Source organism: Niallia sp. FSL R7-0271, assembly GCF_038005785.1.
GTDB lineage: Bacteria > Bacillota > Bacilli > Bacillales > Cytobacillaceae > Niallia.
The window spans coordinates 3283879-3301236 of record NZ_JBBOTZ010000001.1 but is presented as its reverse complement, the minus strand read 5'-3'; the positions used below and the strand labels follow the sequence as shown (position 1 = coordinate 3301236).

The following is a 17358-nucleotide window of genomic DNA, read 5'->3' as shown; positions in this document are numbered from 1 at the left end:
TTCTATTATTAATCTTAGACTGTTTGATTTTTGTTCTGCTTTTCTAACTCTTGCTCATTGCTTTCGTGCAAATGTTTCGTTGCTGGCCAGAAGGCAGCTTTTTTGCATAGTGCAGTGATGCTAGGAACTAAAAATGGACGAACTACAAACGTGTCGAGAAGCACGCCAATAGCTGTGATTGTTCCGAAATGAACCAATATTTGAATTGGCAATGTTGTTAAGACCATAAAGGTTGCGGCTAAGATAACCCCTGCTGAAGTAATGACTCCGCCGGATTCTGCAACCCCTTCTTTAATCGCCTGGCTAAGAGGCATTTCTTTACTTTTCTTCCAAATGCTCGAAATCATGAAAATATTATAATCTTCCCCGAGTGCCACAATAAAGACAAAGGCGTAAAGCGGAATAAGTCCTTGGATTGCCTCTACTCCAAAACCGTAGTGAAGAATAACCCAACCTAAGCCTAATGCGCTGAAATAAGACAACAGCACTGTTGCAATTAAATAAATTGTAGCAGTGATTGAACGTAAGTAGGCAAGCAGAAGGACGGCAATCATAGCAACAATTACTGGAATGACAAGACGTGCATCACTGTCAGTCGTTTCCTTCGTATCAAGCTGTTCTGCTGTTATGCCCCCAATCCAGACTTTCTCACTGCTTTCAGTGATGCCATTGTCAGAAAGAGTTTTTTCAACCGCTGCACGCAAGTCAGGGAGCTCTTCCATTGCTTCATTAGAATAAGGGTTTGTGTTTAATTCAACAGAGTATTTAAACAAGCCCGAATCATTTTTTGCTTGTTCTCCTTCTGAAACATTTGCAACAAATGGAAGGTCATTTAATACATCTTCAACAGGAATATCACTACCTTCTATTTGGACAACAACCTCTGCAGGAGCTAGTTCACCAGCTGAGAAATGCTCAGAAATAATCGTGAATCCTTCCCTTGATGGCATATCGTCAGGGAAAGAGGATAATGTGTCATAAGTGGATTCCATCTTTAATGACAGTAAAGCAAAAACACCTAAAAATACTGTTGTAATAATGGTTACTTTCCATGGATGATTTACAGCAATTTTGCCGATGAATTCGCCAAGAGAACGAGACTTTTTCTTCTTCTTTACTGGTTTTGCTTTTTCCATCTCTGGTGTTTTAGGCATGAATGGGAAGAAAGAAACTCTTCCGAAAATAGCCAAAATTGCTGGCACAAGTGTTAAGCTTGCGACCATCATGATTAAAATGGAAAGACTGAAAGGCACAGCAAAGCGCTGTATCGAACCATATTCTGCGAGCAAAAGAATAATCAGGGAGAACACAACGGTCAATCCGCTCATTGCAACTGCTCCACCTGAACGGCGCAGGGCATTTGCCATGGCGATTTCCTTCTTCGTTTCCACTTTTAGCAAGCTTCGGTATTTGCTTATGAGGAACAAGCAATAATCAGTTCCAGCACCAAAGAGAAGAACCGTCATGATTGCGATGCTTTGTGAATCGAATTCAATCCAGCCAGCTTTGCCCATTCCGCCTAATACAGGACTAATTACTAAATAAGCTATCCCAACTCCAATCAGCGGGATGATTGCTAATATCGGAGAACGATAGATAACTAAAAGACAAATAAGCACAATAACGACTGTACCAATCAGCAAGGACAAGTCGCCTTGGCTGAATAGTGCGGCTGCATCAACAGCAATCCCCACAGGACCTGTAGTTCTGGCAGACAGTGTATCTTCATCATTTATATCTGCTTTAAAAGGATCTGTGCTGAAAATGTCAGACGCTGCAGTTTGTAGCTCTTCCAGACTTTTTTCCAGCTCTGCTGTTGTTGTAGACTTCTCGAACAATACGGGAAGGACAATGGTTGTTTCATCCTCTGATACTTGCTGCTGAACTGCTTCAATCGGCAGCTGGTGAAGTGGGATAACACTTTGCTGGTGGACAACCGGTTCCTCCGTTAATTTACCTGCCAGCTCTTGAATTTGCGTTAAATCATCATTTGAGAGGCCGGTATCTCGATGAAAGGTAATCAGGGCCGGTGTTCCTTGTTCATTTGGAAATTCTTTATTAATAATAGCTTCTGCTTCTTGAGAAGGTGAATCTTCAGGCAAGTTTGCAGCATTCTCATTTTTTTGTGAGCTTGCTTGCGGCAGTGTTAAGCTTAGGACAAGGACAAGACAGATCCAGGCAAACAGTGTAATCCATCTTCCTTTTTTCCCTGAAACAAATCGGAAAACGGTAGGGATAAAATTTTTCACTTTTTCTAGCTCCTTTATCATTGTTATTATGATGAACTTATCAATTGATAAGCTGGAAGAAAAATAATAGCTTATCAACTGATAAGGGAATCAAAAAAATATAATGCTGCTCTTGTTAGAATAAGAAACAGCAATGAATATAGGGTTAAGCAATACCGCTTAAAAATATTTGGACAATGAGCTTAGCTTTTTTATCTATGATAGCTTTTTGCTCAGTCTCTGATAAGCGTTTCATATATTCAGGCAAAAGAGCAGACTTTATCATATTCAATAATAGAAGAGATACTTCAAAGCTGCTGCTGTCTATCTTTTCAAATGATCCAATTTCCTTATTAGCGACAGCTTCCTCAAACATTCTCATAATAGGTGCAAGAAAGCCTTTTTGCCAATGGGAGTTAATGGTTTTTTTGACATCTTCCGGCATTTCATGATGAAGATCATGAAACATTTGCATTAAATCTTCTTCGTAATTCTGCATGAAATAGCTGGCTAGATGAAAGATGCGCTGCTTAATATCTGGATAATCGGCGGCTATTTTGTAAAGATAGTTTTCTGTCTGAAGAATGGAAGCTTTCAGAACCTCAATGTAAATCTCTTGTTTATTTTGGAAGTGATGGTATAAAGCAGGCTGAGTAATGCCACAGGCTGCTGCAATTTTCCTTGTGCTTACAGCACGATAACCAAGCTCCATAAATAAGGTAGTCGCTGCCTTAATAATCAAATGATGTGTATCCATTGTCTGTGACTGCAGCTCTTCGTGATCCCTTTTCATTTTGTTTCCTTTCTATTACCCAATAAAATGATTTATCACTCGATAAGTATAAGAGAAATTTAAAAAATATGCAATTGTGAACAATAGGTGAACAAGTTTGTGAAATGCTGAACAAATCAAAGAGAACCTATTGCAGTTTGATTGGAAAGTGATTAAGATATGCTTGTAAGTAAAAATTATTGGTTCTAAAGGGATAAATATCCAAGTTCTTTGTGGTTATCCTTTAAAAGATAAACCGGGTCATAAAGCTGACAATTCGGTTTTTCTTTTAAAGTTAACTTGTGAAATTATTCACAAAATATATTTGTTTCGAAAAAGGAAAAATTCTGGAGGGATTAAAAGATGTCAACTGTCGAAAAGGATGTAAAGCTAAAGCAGGAAGCTGCAGATGTGCAGGCAATTATTGATGAGATTGCTGAGAAAGGCAAACAGGCGCTGGATGAATTTTATAAGCTTAATCAGGCTCAGGTTGATCATATAGTCAAGGAAATGGCATTGGCAGGACTCGATAAGCATATGTACTTGGCAAAGCTTGCAGTTGAAGAAACTGGAAGAGGGATTTATGAGGATAAGATTACGAAAAATATTTTTGCCACTGAATATATTTATCACAGTTTAAAATATGACAAAACGGTCGGAATAATCAGTGAGGATGATGCGGCCGGAATCTTTGAAATTGCTGACCCAATCGGTGTTATTGCAGGTGTCACACCTGTGACAAACCCAACTTCCACAACGATGTTTAAAGCCATTATTGCTATTAAGACACGCAATCCGATAGTCTTTGCATTCCACCCATCTGCACAGCGCTGCAGCAGTGAAGCAGCAAAAATTTTAAGGGATGCAGCAGTTAAAGCAGGTGCACCTGAAAATTGCATCCAATGGATTGAAAAACCATCCATTGAAACGACAAAGGCATTAATGAATCATCCAGGAATTTCTATGATATTAGCAACAGGCGGACCAGGCATGGTTAAGTCCGCATACAGCTGCGGAAAACCAGCTTTAGGTGTTGGAGCTGGGAATGTACCTTGCTATATAGAGAAAACAGCTAAAGTAAAACGAGCAGTCAATGATTTAATCTTATCCAAAACTTTCGACAATGGAATGATTTGTGCATCTGAACAGGCGGTTATCGTCGATCAGGAAATTTATGAGGAAGTGAAAGGTCAGCTTATCCAAAATGGCTGCCACTTCTTAAATCCAGAAGAGCAAAAAAAGGTAGAAAACCTAGTTATCAATGTAAATACATGTGCAGTAAACCCGGATATTGTTGGCAAGCCTGCCTATGAAATTGCAGCAATGGCTGGAGTGCAAGTTCATAAAGATACAAAAATTTTAATCGCTGAACTGGAAGGAGTCGGACCAGCATATCCTCTTTCCCGAGAAAAACTAAGTCCTGTCCTTGCATGCTATAAAGCTGAATCAACAGAAGAGGGACTGAAGCGAGCTGAAGAGATGCTTGAGTTCGGCGGATTAGGGCATTCTGCTGTCATTCATTCAGAGGATGAAGATGTAACGAAAGAGTTTGCCTTAAGAATGAAGGCATGCCGCATTATCTGCAATGCGCCATCTTCCCAAGGAGCAATCGGGGATATATACAATGCGTTTATGCCGTCCTTAACGCTGGGATGCGGATCATATGGGAAAAACTCAGTTGCCACTAATGTAACAGATGTGCATTTATTGAATGTAAAAAAACTTGCTAAAAGGAATGTGAATATGCAGTGGTTTAAAATTCCGCCAAAGATATATTTTGAAAAAAATGCTGTTCAGTATTTACAAAAAATGAAGGATATCTCACGTGTCTTTATCGTAACAGACCCCTATATGGTCAAATTTGGCTATGTGGATAAGGTGCTTCATCATTTAAGACAAAGATCAGACCTTGTTCAAGTCGAAGTATTCTCTGATGTTGAACCAGATCCATCTTTAGATACTGTTGTCAGAGGAACGGAAATGATGGCTAAATTCCAGCCTGACTGCATCATTGCATTAGGCGGAGGTTCACCGATGGATGCGGCTAAAGGAATGTGGCTGTTCTATGAACATCCCGATGAGGATTTCTTCGGACTTAAGCAGAAATTCCTTGATATAAGAAAAAGAGTTTACAAGTATCCAAGTCTTGAAGGCAAATCAAAATTTGTAGCGATACCGACAACATCTGGAACAGGCTCTGAGGTCACGTCCTTTGCCGTTATTACAGACAAAGAAAATAATATTAAATATCCGCTGGCAGATTATGAGTTAACACCAGATGTTGCCATCGTTGACCCGCAATTTGTAATGACAGTTCCTCCTGCTGTTACAGCAGATACAGGCATGGATGTACTGACACATGCGGTAGAGGCTTATGTTTCCAATATGGCTAATGACTACACAGATGGATTGGCTGTTAAGGCGGTGCAATTAATTTTTGAATACTTGCCAAGAGCTTATCGCAACGGATCTGACGAGGAAGCGCGTGAAAAGGTTCATAATGCCTCTACCATTGCGGGCATGGCGTTTGCAAATGCATTTTTAGGAATAAACCACAGCCTAGCCCATAAGCTGGGGGCAGAGTTCCACATTGCCCATGGCCGTTCAAATGCGATACTAATGCCGCATGTTATTCGCTATAATGCGGAAAAACCAAAAAAATTCACAGCATTTCCTAAATATGAGTATTTCAAGGCAGATGAGCGCTATGCTGAATTGGCAAGAATACTTGGGCTTCCTGCCAACACAACAGAACAAGGAGTAGACAGCTTTGTTAAAGCAGTCATCCGTTTGGCAAAAGAGCTCCATATCCCAATGAGCATTGCTGCTAATGGAGTTGATGCAAAAGCCTTTGAAGAAAAGGTGGACTATTTGGCAGATCGAGCCTTTGAAGATCAATGTACAACAGCAAATCCTAAGCTGCCATTAGTTGCAGACTTGGCCGATATTTATCGAAAAGCGTATAAAGGAGTATAAGTAAAGACAAAAGACCACAGCTTATCTGTGGTCTTTTGTTATGCCTGCCTATCTATTATTTTAGTAGAAGCTGATTTACGCAAATCCAAATAGTCATCCTCAATACGGACAAGAGGTAAATGGGGCTCATTTGGATGAATAAAGATAATCTCCGCTGTTTGCTCTGTATTTAGTTTCACCTTTTTAAAGAGCTGCTTTCGCATAAGATACGAAACAAAAGGAATGACGATTGCGGGATTGATGGCATTTCCATGGGCCTCATCAATTAGCTCATTGATGGCCTCGAAATATGTCTTTTTCTTTTGATGCCACGTACTTGAGCACATACTATTAAAGATGTCGGCAACGGAAATAATTTGAATCATAAATGGTATATCCTTTTCTTGCCGGTTAAGTGGGTATCCTTTGCCATTTATTTTTTCATGATGAAGCAGAGCTGTTCTTGAGATGATGATATCTAATGAGTTAATCGAGAATAGAATACTTTTTCCTAAAGTCGTATGTTTTTGGATTTCTTTATATTCTGAATGAGTCAGCTTTGTCTTCTTATTAAGAATTTCATCTTTGATTAGGAGCATTCCAATATCGTGAAATAAACCCATTTGGCTTAGTAAGTGACAGTTTCTATTAGAATAGCCTAGTATTTGTCCAATGAGCGCGGAAATAATGCCGACATTGATACTGTGCTTGTAGATAGAGTTGCTGGTATGCGTATCATCGAGAATAAAGTCTAGAATGGTAATGTCATGTAAGGCAAGGTCGATAAGAATCCTATAGTCAGAGAGTAACTCCTCAAGACCTTCTTCACTTTTGTTGATTAATGAGGCAAAAGTTTCTTCCACTTGTGTAAAAATAGCAAAGTAAGCTTGTTCAGCAGACAAAGCCTCACTAGTTTCGGAAATAGAAGTCAAACTAGAAACATCAACTTTGTGGTTTAAAAGAAGATCAATATGGGTATCTTCCAAAACAGCGCCTTTTTTTAGCAGCAAAAGACCTTCGATGGAATTTGAAAAGATATCTTCTTTTAATTGGGTTCCGATATATTGTGCTTTTATTTTTTCAATATCCATATTGATTCCTCCTCATAGTAAATCACGAAGCATTTAGCAGTGTATGAAATGGGAAACGGGGTAAATATTTGTATATACATTATGTAGTAAATTTTACCTTACAAAACGGGGAAGTGGAATAGACTATTTCCCTAGCATGTATACGACATTGTTCCTAATTTCCTTCCATAATAGGAGGATAATGCCTTTCGTGATTGACCTCTACTAATCAAGTAGATATATTTACACTTAAATAAAAAGTTTCTAATTTTGAAGGTCTGCAAGTGTTTGTAACTAAAGTGAGGTGCAACTATGTATAAAGAGGATTGGACACAAGGGATGAATACTAGACAAAGTGGATTATCAAGATATGAATATCATGTAAATATTCTGAGGAAAGAGTTAATGCAATGTCGGACAATTAAAATTCCGTATAAGAATATATCTATAAGCCATCATGAATTGGCGGAATGGATCATAGAAGAACTTACTCCGCAAGAATTGAATGAAATAATTGTGATGGTGAGCAATGCCAAAAAAAGATCTTCGTCCGTGAAGCCTCTTTTTCAAGTAATTGCCACTGGACTGATAAAAAACTAAAGACAGGTCTTTTGGAAAAATAGTTCCACATAACCTACCTGTTTGATATAAAGCTGCAAGCTGCATTCTAGGGATTCCCTTTCTAATAGTTTGGTCAATAGCTTAATAAAGCTGCCATTTGATTCATTGATAGTCAAGCTGCTTTGCTGTTAGATACTGCCCATATATAGTACAATTGCTATTGGTTATATCCTTCCACATAGTGAATGCACAGGCTGCTATGAAACTGGCGGAATTAAAAGCTTGTTATTTTGAGAGATTGAACTGTCGCTTACCTTTAGGAGGAGAATTACGTGTCTGACTGCAAAAAAGAATTATATAATTATTTAAATGAACAGATAGAAAGTATGGCAGAGGAATGGCTAAAGACGTTAAGTACAAATAAATCAGCATTCTACAGGATTGAAGAGGGCCAGCCGATTAAAGAGGAGCTGGTTAACAGCTATCATACGCTTGTAAAGAATGTACTGCATGTCTTTCATTCGGAGGAAACTGTTTATAAAGCAAGTATTTCGGAGTGGGCTGTAAAGGTCGCCAAACAAAGATCTCAGGACGCTGTACCGATACTAGAGTCGATTGAACAGCTGACATGCGTCAAATCTATCTTAATTAAATATATTCAGAAATTCGCAGAGGAGTCTCAAGAGAATTTCAGTATCAGCAACATGTTCAATTGGTTGCGTTTAACAAATTATGCCTTTGATATTTTTACAAATATTTTTATAGAATACTACGATAAATTTAAGCATCAGCAGCTTTCTGCACAGCAGGAGACCATCTATGAACTGAGCAGCCCTGTCATCCCGATTACAAAGGGAATTGGAGTGCTGCCGTTGTTAGGGGATATCGATACGCAAAGAGCTAATATTATTATGGAAACTACATTGAAGCAGTGTAATAATAATAATATGGAAAAGCTGTTCATTGACTTATCTGGCGTACCAATTATTGATACAATGGTAGCACAGCAAATTTTTCATGTTATCCATGCTTTAAACCTGATTGGTGTTACAGCTTACCTTTCAGGCCTGCGTCCAGAAGTGGCACAGACTGCGATTCAGCTCGGTGTAGACTTCAGCAGGATTCCAATCTTTAATAATCTTGCCAGTGCTTTATCCAGACTTGGCATTACGGTTATTGAAGGATAATAACGCTCAAGCAAAAAAGAGGTGTATCAATATAAGATGATCTATTTAGCTGCACTTATTTTTCCCGGATTATTAGTTATGCTTTTTACAAGGGTGGCTTACAATCGAGTAGTTGCTTTAGTGCTTACGGTTGCGTTGATCGCTGCCTCCGCGTATAAGGGATATACGAATTCCTTTTTGCTGATTGTGATTGATGCATTTTCCCTGACTGTGGGGTTTTGGCTTAGCGGCAGACTGAAAAAACAGAGTGCTAAAGCCGCTGAATAAATAATGAAAAGAATGACCTTCTTTAAACAGGTGAATGTTTCCTTCGCGGAGAATCATCCTAAGGAAGGGCATTCTTTTTTTATTTAAAAAACAACAAAAAATAAAAAAAGGGGAATATTCGTTCGCATATTATTGGTTTGAATAGGGAAGTTTGTGGTAGAATGGTGATATATCAAATCTTAAATTTGGATAGTTTATAAGATGTGTCTTAAATAGATTTTTGAATTACATTTACATATACAGCCCCTATTAATCATTAGGAAAATCAATGAAACCTATAGTACAGAAGGAAGAAACAGGAGGATTACAGTGACCCAAGAATTCGAATTAGTTTCTAAATATTCCCCTGATGGGGACCAGCCCGAGGCAATTAAACAGCTCGTTTCTGGAATAAATTCGGGCAAAAAAATCCAAACGCTCCTTGGTGCAACAGGGACAGGAAAAACATTTACTGTCAGCAATGTTATTAAGGAAGTAAAAAAGCCGACATTGATCATTGCACATAACAAGACATTGGCAGGTCAGCTTTACAGTGAATTCAAGGAGTTTTTTCCGAACAATGCGGTTGAGTATTTTGTCAGCTATTATGATTATTATCAGCCTGAAGCATATGTGCCGAGCACAGATACTTTCATAGAAAAGGATGCCAGCATAAACGATGAGATTGATAAGCTTCGTCACTCAGCGACTGCCTCGCTGTTTGAGAGGGAAGATGTCATCATCATTGCTAGTGTTTCCTGCATCTATGGCTTAGGTTCTCCTGAAGAGTATAAGGAAATGGTGGTGTCTCTGAGAGCAGGTATGGAGATTGAACGCAATCAGCTCCTTCGCAGGCTCGTTGATATCCAGTATGACCGTAATGACATTGACTTTAAGCGGGGAACGTTCCGCGTAAGGGGAGATGTCGTCGAAATCTTCCCAGCATCCCGTGACGAGCGCTGCATTAGAGTGGAGTTTTTTGGAGATGAAATCGATCGCATCCGTGAAGTGGATGCATTGACAGGAGAGATTTTTGGAGAAAGAAATCATGTTTCCATTTTCCCAGCTTCCCACTTCGTTACACGAGAAGAGAAAATGAGAATAGCAATAGAAAATATTGAAAAAGAGCTGGAAGAGCAGCTTGAAAAGCTCCGGGAGGACAATAAGCTGTTAGAGGCACAGCGACTTGAACAACGCTGCAGATATGATTTGGAAATGATGAGGGAAATGGGCTTCTGTTCGGGAATTGAAAACTACTCCCGTCATTTAACATTAAGACCTCCAGGCTCGACACCATATACATTATTAGACTTCTTTCCGAAGGACTTCTTGCTAGTTATTGACGAGTCCCATGTTACATTGCCGCAAATCAGAGGGATGTATAACGGAGACCAAGCGCGCAAAGGTGTGCTTGTTGAACATGGATTCCGACTGCCGTCAGCCATGGACAACAGGCCATTAAAGTTTGGTGAATTCGAGGAGCATATCAATCAGATGATTTGTGTTTCAGCAACTCCTGGACCATATGAGCTGGAGCATACTCCGGAAATGATTGAGCAGATTATCAGACCGACTGGCTTGCTTGATCCGACGATTGATATCCGACCGATTGAAGGACAGATAGATGATCTGATTAGTGAAATTCAGGAACGCATTAAAAAGAACGAAAGGGTACTTGTAACTACCTTAACGAAAAAAATGTCCGAAGACTTGACGGATTATTTGAAGGAAATCGGCATAAAGGTTCAATATCTCCATTCTGAGGTAAAGACCTTAGAGCGGATTGAAATTATCCGGGAGCTTCGTTTAGGCAAATATGATGTACTTGTCGGAATCAACCTGTTGCGGGAAGGACTGGACATACCGGAAGTATCTCTTGTTACTATTCTGGATGCAGATAAAGAGGGCTTCCTCCGTTCTGAGCGTTCATTGATTCAAACAATCGGCCGTGCGGCGAGAAATTCGAATGGCCATGTCATTATGTATGCAGATAAAATGACAAACTCGATGGAAATAGCGATAAATGAAACAAAACGGCGCCGCGCTATCCAAGAAGAATATAATGAAAAGCACGGCATTACGCCACAGACGATCCAAAAAGGAATCAGAGCCACAATAAGAGCAACACAGGCGGCAGAGGAGCCGGAAGAGTATACAGCATCTGCTAAGCTGGAAAAGTTGACGAAAAAAGACAAAGAAGCAATGATTGCACAAATGGAAGCAGAAATGAAGGAAGCTGCAAAAGCTCTCAACTTCGAAAGAGCTGCAGAACTCCGCGATTTGCTGCTTGAGCTTAAGGCAGAGGGGTGAAGGCTGAAATGGCAAAAGATAAATTGATTGTTAAAGGTGCAAGGGCACATAATCTGAAAAATATTGATATTACTATACCAAGAGATAAGCTTGTTGTAATCACAGGACTGTCAGGCTCAGGGAAATCCTCTCTTGCTTTTGATACTATCTATGCAGAAGGACAAAGGCGCTATGTTGAGTCTTTATCAGCATATGCACGCCAATTCCTTGGGCAGATGGATAAACCGGATGTTGATTCAATTGAAGGTTTGTCTCCTGCCATTTCCATTGACCAAAAGACAACGAGCCGAAATCCGCGGTCGACTGTCGGCACGGTTACAGAAATATACGACTATTTGCGGTTGCTGTATGCCAGAATCGGCAGGCCGGTTTGTCCGGAGCACGGGGTTGAAATCACTTCGCAAACAATAGAACAAATGGTTGACCGCATATTGGAATACCCTGAGAGAACCCGACTTCAAGTGCTTGCACCTGTCATTTCCGGCAGAAAAGGGGCACATGTGAAAGTGCTGGAGGATATTAAGAAGCAAGGTTATGTTCGTGTCAGAATAGATGGAGAAATGCATGAGCTGAGCGATGATATTGAGCTTGAGAAGAATAAAAAGCACAATATTGAAGTGGTAATTGACCGCCTTGTCGTTAAAGAAGGGATCTCTCAGCGTCTTGCTGATTCCCTTGAATCTGCTCTTCAGTTTGGCGGCGGAAAAGTAATTATTGACGTGATTGGAGAGGAAGAGCTCCTGTTCAGCGAGCATCATGCCTGCCCAATCTGCGGTTTTTCCATCGGAGAGCTGGAACCGAGATTATTCTCCTTCAACAGTCCGTTTGGGGCATGTCCTGAATGTGACGGTCTTGGATCGAGGTTAGAGGTGGATGTTGAACTGGTTATTCCTAATCCGAATCTCACATTAAAGGAAAACGCGATAGCACCATGGGAATCTATCAGTTCCCAATATTATCCGCAGCTTTTGGAAAGTATCTGCAACCATTATGGCATTGACATGAATATACCTGTTAAAGATATTCCGAAACCAATGCTGGATAAAATTCTTTACGGCTCAGGCAAAGAAAAAATCCATTTCCGTTATGAAAATGATTTTGGCCAAGTAAGGGAAAATGATATCCAGTTTGAAGGTGTTATTCGCAATGTGGAAAGACGATATAAGGAAACAAGCTCCGATTTCATCCGGGAACAAATGGAGAAGTATATGGGGCAGCAAGATTGTCCGACTTGTAAAGGCTACCGTTTAAAAAGGGAAGCTCAGGCAGTATTTGTGAACGGCTTGCACATCGGCCAAGTGACGGAAAAATCCGTCCTTGAAGGGAAGAACTTCTTCGAAAATCTTACTTTAACACAAAAGGAACAACAAATAGCCAATCTAATTCTGCGGGAAATCTCAGAGCGTCTTGGTTTCCTTAATAATGTTGGTTTGGATTACTTGACACTTAGCAGAGCTGCAGGAACTTTATCCGGCGGAGAAGCGCAGCGAATCAGACTTGCTACGCAAATCGGTTCACGGCTGACTGGCGTACTTTATATACTAGATGAACCGTCTATTGGGCTACATCAAAGAGATAATGACAAATTGATTGATACATTGAAGCATATGAGGGACATCGGAAATACGCTAATTGTTGTAGAGCATGATGAAGATACAATGATGGAAGCAGATTATTTAATCGATGTCGGTCCGGGAGCAGGGGTTCACGGCGGACAAATAATTTCAACGGGAACTCCACAGGAAGTAATGGAAGATGATAATTCCATAACCGGTCAATATTTATCAGGTAAAAAGTTTATTCCACTGCCGCTTGAGCGCAGAAAAAATGACGGCAGGGTTCTGGAAATTATCGGAGCAAAAGAAAACAATCTCAAAAATGTCAGTGTGAAAATACCGCTAGGGGTGTTTACAGCAGTCACAGGCGTTTCCGGATCGGGAAAAAGCACGCTCGTAAACGAAATTCTTCATAAAAGCCTTGCCCAAAAATTGAACAGGGCAAAGGCAAAACCGGGTGAGCATAAAGAAATAAAAGGAATTGAGCAGCTTGAAAAGGTAATTGATATCGACCAATCTCCTATCGGCCGCACACCTAGATCCAATCCTGCCACATATACTGGCGTATTCGATGATATCCGGGATGTTTATGCTACAACGAATGAAGCGAAAGTTCGCGGTTATAAAAAGGGCAGATTCAGCTTCAATGTTAAAGGCGGAAGATGCGAGGCTTGCCGCGGAGATGGAATCATCAAGATTGAAATGCACTTCCTGCCAGATGTGTACGTCCCATGTGAAGTCTGTCATGGAAAACGATATAACAGGGAAACGCTAGAAGTGCAGTACAAAGGGAAAAATATTTCCGATGTGCTTGACATGACAGTCGAGGATGCTGTTTCCTTCTTTGAAAATATCCCGAAAATTCACCGCAAGCTGCAAACGATTGTCGATGTAGGGTTAGGATATATCAAATTAGGACAGCCAGCAACAACACTGTCAGGCGGTGAAGCTCAAAGGGTTAAGCTTGCTTCTGAGTTGCACAAAAGATCATCGGGTAAAACCTTCTATATATTGGATGAGCCGACAACAGGCTTGCATGTTGATGATATATCAAGGCTGCTAGGTGTCCTGCAGCGTCTTGTCGACAATGGAGATACTGTGCTTGTAATTGAGCATAATCTTGACGTTATTAAAGCGACAGATTATATTATCGATCTTGGTCCAGAAGGAGGAGACAAAGGCGGCACTATTTTGGGAAGCGGCACACCAGAAAAGATCGCTGAGCTTGAAGGCTCCTATACAGGAAAGTATTTAAAACCAATTCTGGAAAGAGACCGTCTGCGTATGAAGCAAAGCATTAAAGATGCAGAGGAAATAACAACAGGATAAGGCATCCTGCCCTACCGGCTTTTGGATATTACTCCAGAGGCCGGTTTTTTAATACTTAACTTCCAGGTGGACATTATTCTTAATTTTATATAATGCTCATACGATAGAAAGAAATGCTCAATTCCCAGCTTAGATGAAACTTTAAGATTGTTTCATTCGTAATAATAGGAAAGGGAAGAACAAGAGGTATCACAGCTTTCCTTAGTTTTACATTTACTTAACGTTCTAAACAGAAATACACAGACAGAAAAAAGCAGCTGCATTTATAGCTATGCTTAAAGTTTTACTCAAGTAGGGAAACATATACCACTTAGGGATAGAATGGAGGCAATATTAATGGCGGATGAAAAAAGAAGAATACTGCAGCTTTTAGAGGAAGGCAAGCTGACAATTGATGAGGCGTTGTCGCTAATAGAAAAGGCAGAGGAAGCAGATTTAGCTAAAACACTAAAAACCGACGATGAGAGTTTTGATGAGTCTGTATTTCAGGAAAAGAAAAAAGAACCATATCAGCAATCGGCATTTAAATTCCAGTCAGCTAAAGATAAACTGTTTGATTTTGTAGATACTGCCGTAAAGAAGGTTAAGGAAGTGGATCTCGATCAGTTAAATATTACGAGACATGAAGAAGTATCGCATATTTTTCAGTTTACAGAGGTATTCCCGAAAAATATCGATGTTGACATTCCAAACGGTGAAGTAGAGCTTATTCCTTGGGATCAGCAGGAGATTCGGATTGAATGCAAAGCGAAAATCTACAGGGTCGATTCCAGTGAGCAGGCGAAGGATTTATTTTTAAAAGAGGTAAAAGTAAAGGCGAAAGAAGATGCTCTAGAGATAAAGGTGAACCATAAATGGATGAAGCTGCAGACGAAGCTATATGTTCCAAAAAATACGTACCACATCGCAAAAGTAAGACTGTTTACCGGATCCATTAAAACATATGATCTTTTCGCAGATCAGGTTTATGCGAAAACAGCAAACGGGAAAATTACAATAAATGCCGGGCAAAGTGAAAAGCTGGAAGCAGATTCAGCAAACGGCGGTATAGTAATTGAAAACAGTGTGATTCAAGAGCTGGACGGGGAAACATTGAATGGAGCTATAAAGGCTGAAGGCTTTTTCAAAAAAGTTGATCTTCAATCCTTTAATGGCAATATCCTTTGCATCGACCATTCGGAAGAAATTGAGGTGCTTGAGTTAAAAGGGACAACAGGCAGCATTGAAGTTCAGCTTCCAGAGGAGCTTGCCGTAACAGGTAGCTTAAAGACTAATTTTGGCGGATTTAATGTTGAACTTGAGGGTATACAAATAATAGAAGAAAAAAATGATGTGCTCCAAAAAGTGATGGAATTTCAGTCTATTCAATCGTTGGATAAACGAACAAGAATAGAAGCGAACACAAAAACAGGTTCCATCAAAATTAAGAAACGGGAGCAACAGTAATCTTCGAAAGGAGATAAAATGAAGAAATTGATGCGCTCAACAAATAATCGGAAACTGGCAGGAGTAATCGGCGGACTTGCAGAAAGTATCAATATTAATGCAAATCTGTTGCGAGGAATCTTTCTTCTAGCACTGATTCCAACTGGCTTTTCGCTAGTGCTGATTTATTTGATTATGACATTTGTTCTTCCAAATGAGGTGTAGGAAAATATGAAGTGGTTGTTAGGTATTGTTATAAATGCCGTGTTTTTTATTGCATTGGCGGGTTTGTTCAAAGATTCTTTCTATCTGTCAGGCATAGGAGCTGCAATTGGGGCTAGTATCATTTTGTCATTGCTTAATATTGTGGTGAAGCCTATCCTGATTTTATTGACACTCCCTGTAACAATACTTTCGTTAGGTTTGTTTTTATTTGTGATCAATGCGATCACACTCTCATTAACAGATCGTCTAATGGGAGACAGCTTTGAAATTTCAAGCTTTGGCATGAGCCTTCTAGCGAGCATTCTGCTTTCCCTGTTTAATATTATTATTCAGAACACGATGCTTAAAAGTGGCGAGAAAAAAAGCTGAAAGCAACGAAAAAGGCGGTGCTTATGCACCGGCCTTTTTTTGTTTTTTAGTATTTGTAAAAGGCTTGTGAAAAACGATAATTAACATAGTCAGAATCTAGCATAAATTTAAAGAATAATGCTAAAATAAGATGATGCGAAAATGTATTTAATATAACAGCATTGAACCTTTGAAGGAGGAACCCCATTGGCTAAGGTATTAATAAAAGAAGTAATGGAAGAGTTTGATTTAGAACTAATCAGCGGTGAAGAAGGAATTAATAGACCGATTACGGTAAGCGATATATCTAGACCTGGACTGGAGCTTGCAGGTTATTTTGATTATTATCCTGCAGAAAGGGTGCAGCTTCTTGGCAAAACGGAGCTTACGTTTGCGGAAAAGCTAAGTGAAGAAGAGCGGGAAACAAGACTTACAAGACTGTGTAATGACATCACGCCGGGAATTATTATTACAAGAAATAAAGAGGTTCCGGCTGAACTAATTGAAGCATCGGAAAGAAATGCGGTGCCTGTTATGCGTTCAAAACAAAAAACATCTTTATTCTCAAGCAGACTGACTAATTTCTTAGAGCGCAAGCTTGCACCGACTACTGCCGTTCATGGCGTACTCGTTGACATCTATGGTGTGGGCGTACTGATAACTGGAAAAAGCGGTGTTGGTAAAAGTGAAACAGCTCTGGAACTTGTTAAAAGAGGGCATCGCCTAGTAGCTGATGACTGTGTTGAAATCCGCCAGGAGGATGAAGGTGTAATTGTTGGAAGATCACCTGAGTTAATTGAGCATCTTCTAGAAATCCGCGGACTTGGTATCATTAATGTTATGACATTGTTTGGGGCTGGAGCAGTGCGAAGCGACAAAAAGATCTCCATCGTTATGTCACTTGAGCTGTGGGAACAGAACAAGCAGTATGACCGTTTAGGCTTGGATGAAGAGAAGATGAAAATCATTGATACAGATGTGACAAAGCTGACAATTCCTGTACGTCCTGGACGAAACTTGGCAGTTATCATTGAGGTTGCTGCGATGAATTTCCGCCTGAAACGAATGGGTGTTAATGCTGCACAGCAATTTACGAATAAGCTTGCAAACGTGATATCTCACGAAAATGAATGATAGCCTAATAGA

General features: G+C 39.9%; 13 protein-coding genes. 10 read left to right on the top strand and 3 right to left on the bottom strand.

All coding sequences use genetic code 11. The features are described 5' to 3' along the window. Positions 1-14: 14 nt before the first annotated feature. Both MKX82_RS16870 and MKX82_RS16865 read right to left on the bottom strand, forming a co-directional pair. A complete protein-coding gene (locus tag MKX82_RS16870; RefSeq protein ID WP_396953778.1) occupies positions 15-2270 on the bottom strand; it encodes an MMPL family transporter in 2256 nt (751 codons plus the stop codon). A 124-nt stretch (positions 2271-2394) separates the two neighbouring features. Further along, entirely contained in the window at positions 2395-3021 is a 627-nt protein-coding gene (locus MKX82_RS16865) for a TetR/AcrR family transcriptional regulator (RefSeq protein ID WP_233318541.1), read from the bottom strand. A gap of 342 nt (positions 3022-3363) precedes the next feature. On the opposite strand from MKX82_RS16865, the gene adhE reads away from it, so the two are divergent. After that, positions 3364-5976, top strand: a complete 2613-nt coding sequence (adhE, locus tag MKX82_RS16860; protein ID WP_341078619.1) for a bifunctional acetaldehyde-CoA/alcohol dehydrogenase — start codon at positions 3364-3366, stop codon at positions 5974-5976. Between the two features lie 38 nt (positions 5977-6014). Here the strand turns inward: adhE and MKX82_RS16855 are convergent, their stop codons facing one another. Beyond that, a complete protein-coding gene (locus tag MKX82_RS16855; RefSeq protein ID WP_233319481.1) occupies positions 6015-7046 on the bottom strand; it encodes an HD-GYP domain-containing protein in 1032 nt (343 codons plus the stop codon). Positions 7047-7337: 291 nt separating this feature from the next. Here MKX82_RS16855 and MKX82_RS16850 point away from each other — a divergent pair, with 291 nt between their 5' ends. The 9 genes from MKX82_RS16850 (at position 7338) to hprK (ending at position 17346) form a co-directional block, all read left to right on the top strand. Then, positions 7338-7625: a hypothetical protein gene (locus MKX82_RS16850; protein WP_237941903.1), complete on the top strand. Its 288-nt coding sequence runs from the start codon at positions 7338-7340 to the stop codon at positions 7623-7625. Positions 7626-7918: 293 nt separating this feature from the next. After that, positions 7919-8773: an STAS domain-containing protein gene (locus tag MKX82_RS16845; RefSeq protein WP_233319477.1), complete on the top strand. Its 855-nt coding sequence runs from the start codon at positions 7919-7921 to the stop codon at positions 8771-8773. Positions 8774-8809: 36 nt separating this feature from the next. Continuing rightward, on the top strand, positions 8810-9040 hold the full coding sequence (locus tag MKX82_RS16840) for a CsbA family protein (RefSeq protein WP_233319475.1): 231 nt from the start codon (positions 8810-8812) through the stop codon (positions 9038-9040). Between the two features lie 309 nt (positions 9041-9349). Beyond that, a complete protein-coding gene (gene uvrB, locus MKX82_RS16835; RefSeq protein ID WP_233319473.1) occupies positions 9350-11329 on the top strand; it encodes an excinuclease ABC subunit UvrB in 1980 nt (659 codons plus the stop codon). Between the two features lie 8 nt (positions 11330-11337). Then, complete coding sequence (gene uvrA, locus MKX82_RS16830; RefSeq protein WP_237941901.1) at positions 11338-14214, top strand: excinuclease ABC subunit UvrA; 2877 nt, start codon at positions 11338-11340, stop codon at positions 14212-14214. A 336-nt stretch (positions 14215-14550) separates the two neighbouring features. Further along, positions 14551-15660, top strand: coding sequence for a DUF4097 family beta strand repeat-containing protein (locus MKX82_RS16825; protein WP_237941900.1), 1110 nt, complete (start codon positions 14551-14553; stop codon positions 15658-15660). Positions 15661-15678: 18 nt separating this feature from the next. After that, the gene (locus MKX82_RS16820; RefSeq protein WP_237941899.1) at positions 15679-15864 is read left to right on the top strand and encodes a PspC domain-containing protein; all 186 of its coding nucleotides are present in this window, start codon (positions 15679-15681) and stop codon (positions 15862-15864) included. A 6-nt stretch (positions 15865-15870) separates the two neighbouring features. Beyond that, the gene (locus MKX82_RS16815) at positions 15871-16233 is read left to right on the top strand and encodes a phage holin family protein (RefSeq protein ID WP_233319465.1); all 363 of its coding nucleotides are present in this window, start codon (positions 15871-15873) and stop codon (positions 16231-16233) included. A 186-nt stretch (positions 16234-16419) separates the two neighbouring features. Then, positions 16420-17346, top strand: a complete 927-nt coding sequence (gene hprK / locus MKX82_RS16810; protein WP_233316620.1) for an HPr(Ser) kinase/phosphatase — start codon at positions 16420-16422, stop codon at positions 17344-17346. The last annotated feature ends 12 nt before the right edge of the window (positions 17347-17358 follow it).

Excerpts from the sequence above, each read along its gene's own strand:
- adhE (WP_341078619.1), top strand. The coding sequence starts at position 3,364 with ATGTCAACTGTCGAAAAGGATGTAAAGCTAAAGCAGGAAGCTGCAGAT.
- MKX82_RS16855 (WP_233319481.1), bottom strand. The coding sequence starts at position 7,046 with ATGGATATTGAAAAAATAAAAGCACAATATATCGGAACCCAATTAAAA.
- MKX82_RS16815 (WP_233319465.1), top strand. The coding sequence starts at position 15,871 with ATGAAGTGGTTGTTAGGTATTGTTATAAATGCCGTGTTTTTTATTGCA.
- MKX82_RS16865 (WP_233318541.1), bottom strand. The coding sequence starts at position 3,021 with ATGAAAAGGGATCACGAAGAGCTGCAGTCACAGACAATGGATACACAT.
- MKX82_RS16820 (WP_237941899.1), top strand. The coding sequence starts at position 15,679 with ATGAAGAAATTGATGCGCTCAACAAATAATCGGAAACTGGCAGGAGTA.
- MKX82_RS16825 (WP_237941900.1), top strand. The coding sequence starts at position 14,551 with ATGGCGGATGAAAAAAGAAGAATACTGCAGCTTTTAGAGGAAGGCAAG.
- MKX82_RS16850 (WP_237941903.1), top strand. The coding sequence starts at position 7,338 with ATGTATAAAGAGGATTGGACACAAGGGATGAATACTAGACAAAGTGGA.
- uvrA (WP_237941901.1), top strand. The coding sequence starts at position 11,338 with ATGGCAAAAGATAAATTGATTGTTAAAGGTGCAAGGGCACATAATCTG.
- MKX82_RS16870 (WP_396953778.1), bottom strand. The coding sequence starts at position 2,270 with ATGATAAAGGAGCTAGAAAAAGTGAAAAATTTTATCCCTACCGTTTTC.
- MKX82_RS16840 (WP_233319475.1), top strand. The coding sequence starts at position 8,810 with ATGATCTATTTAGCTGCACTTATTTTTCCCGGATTATTAGTTATGCTT.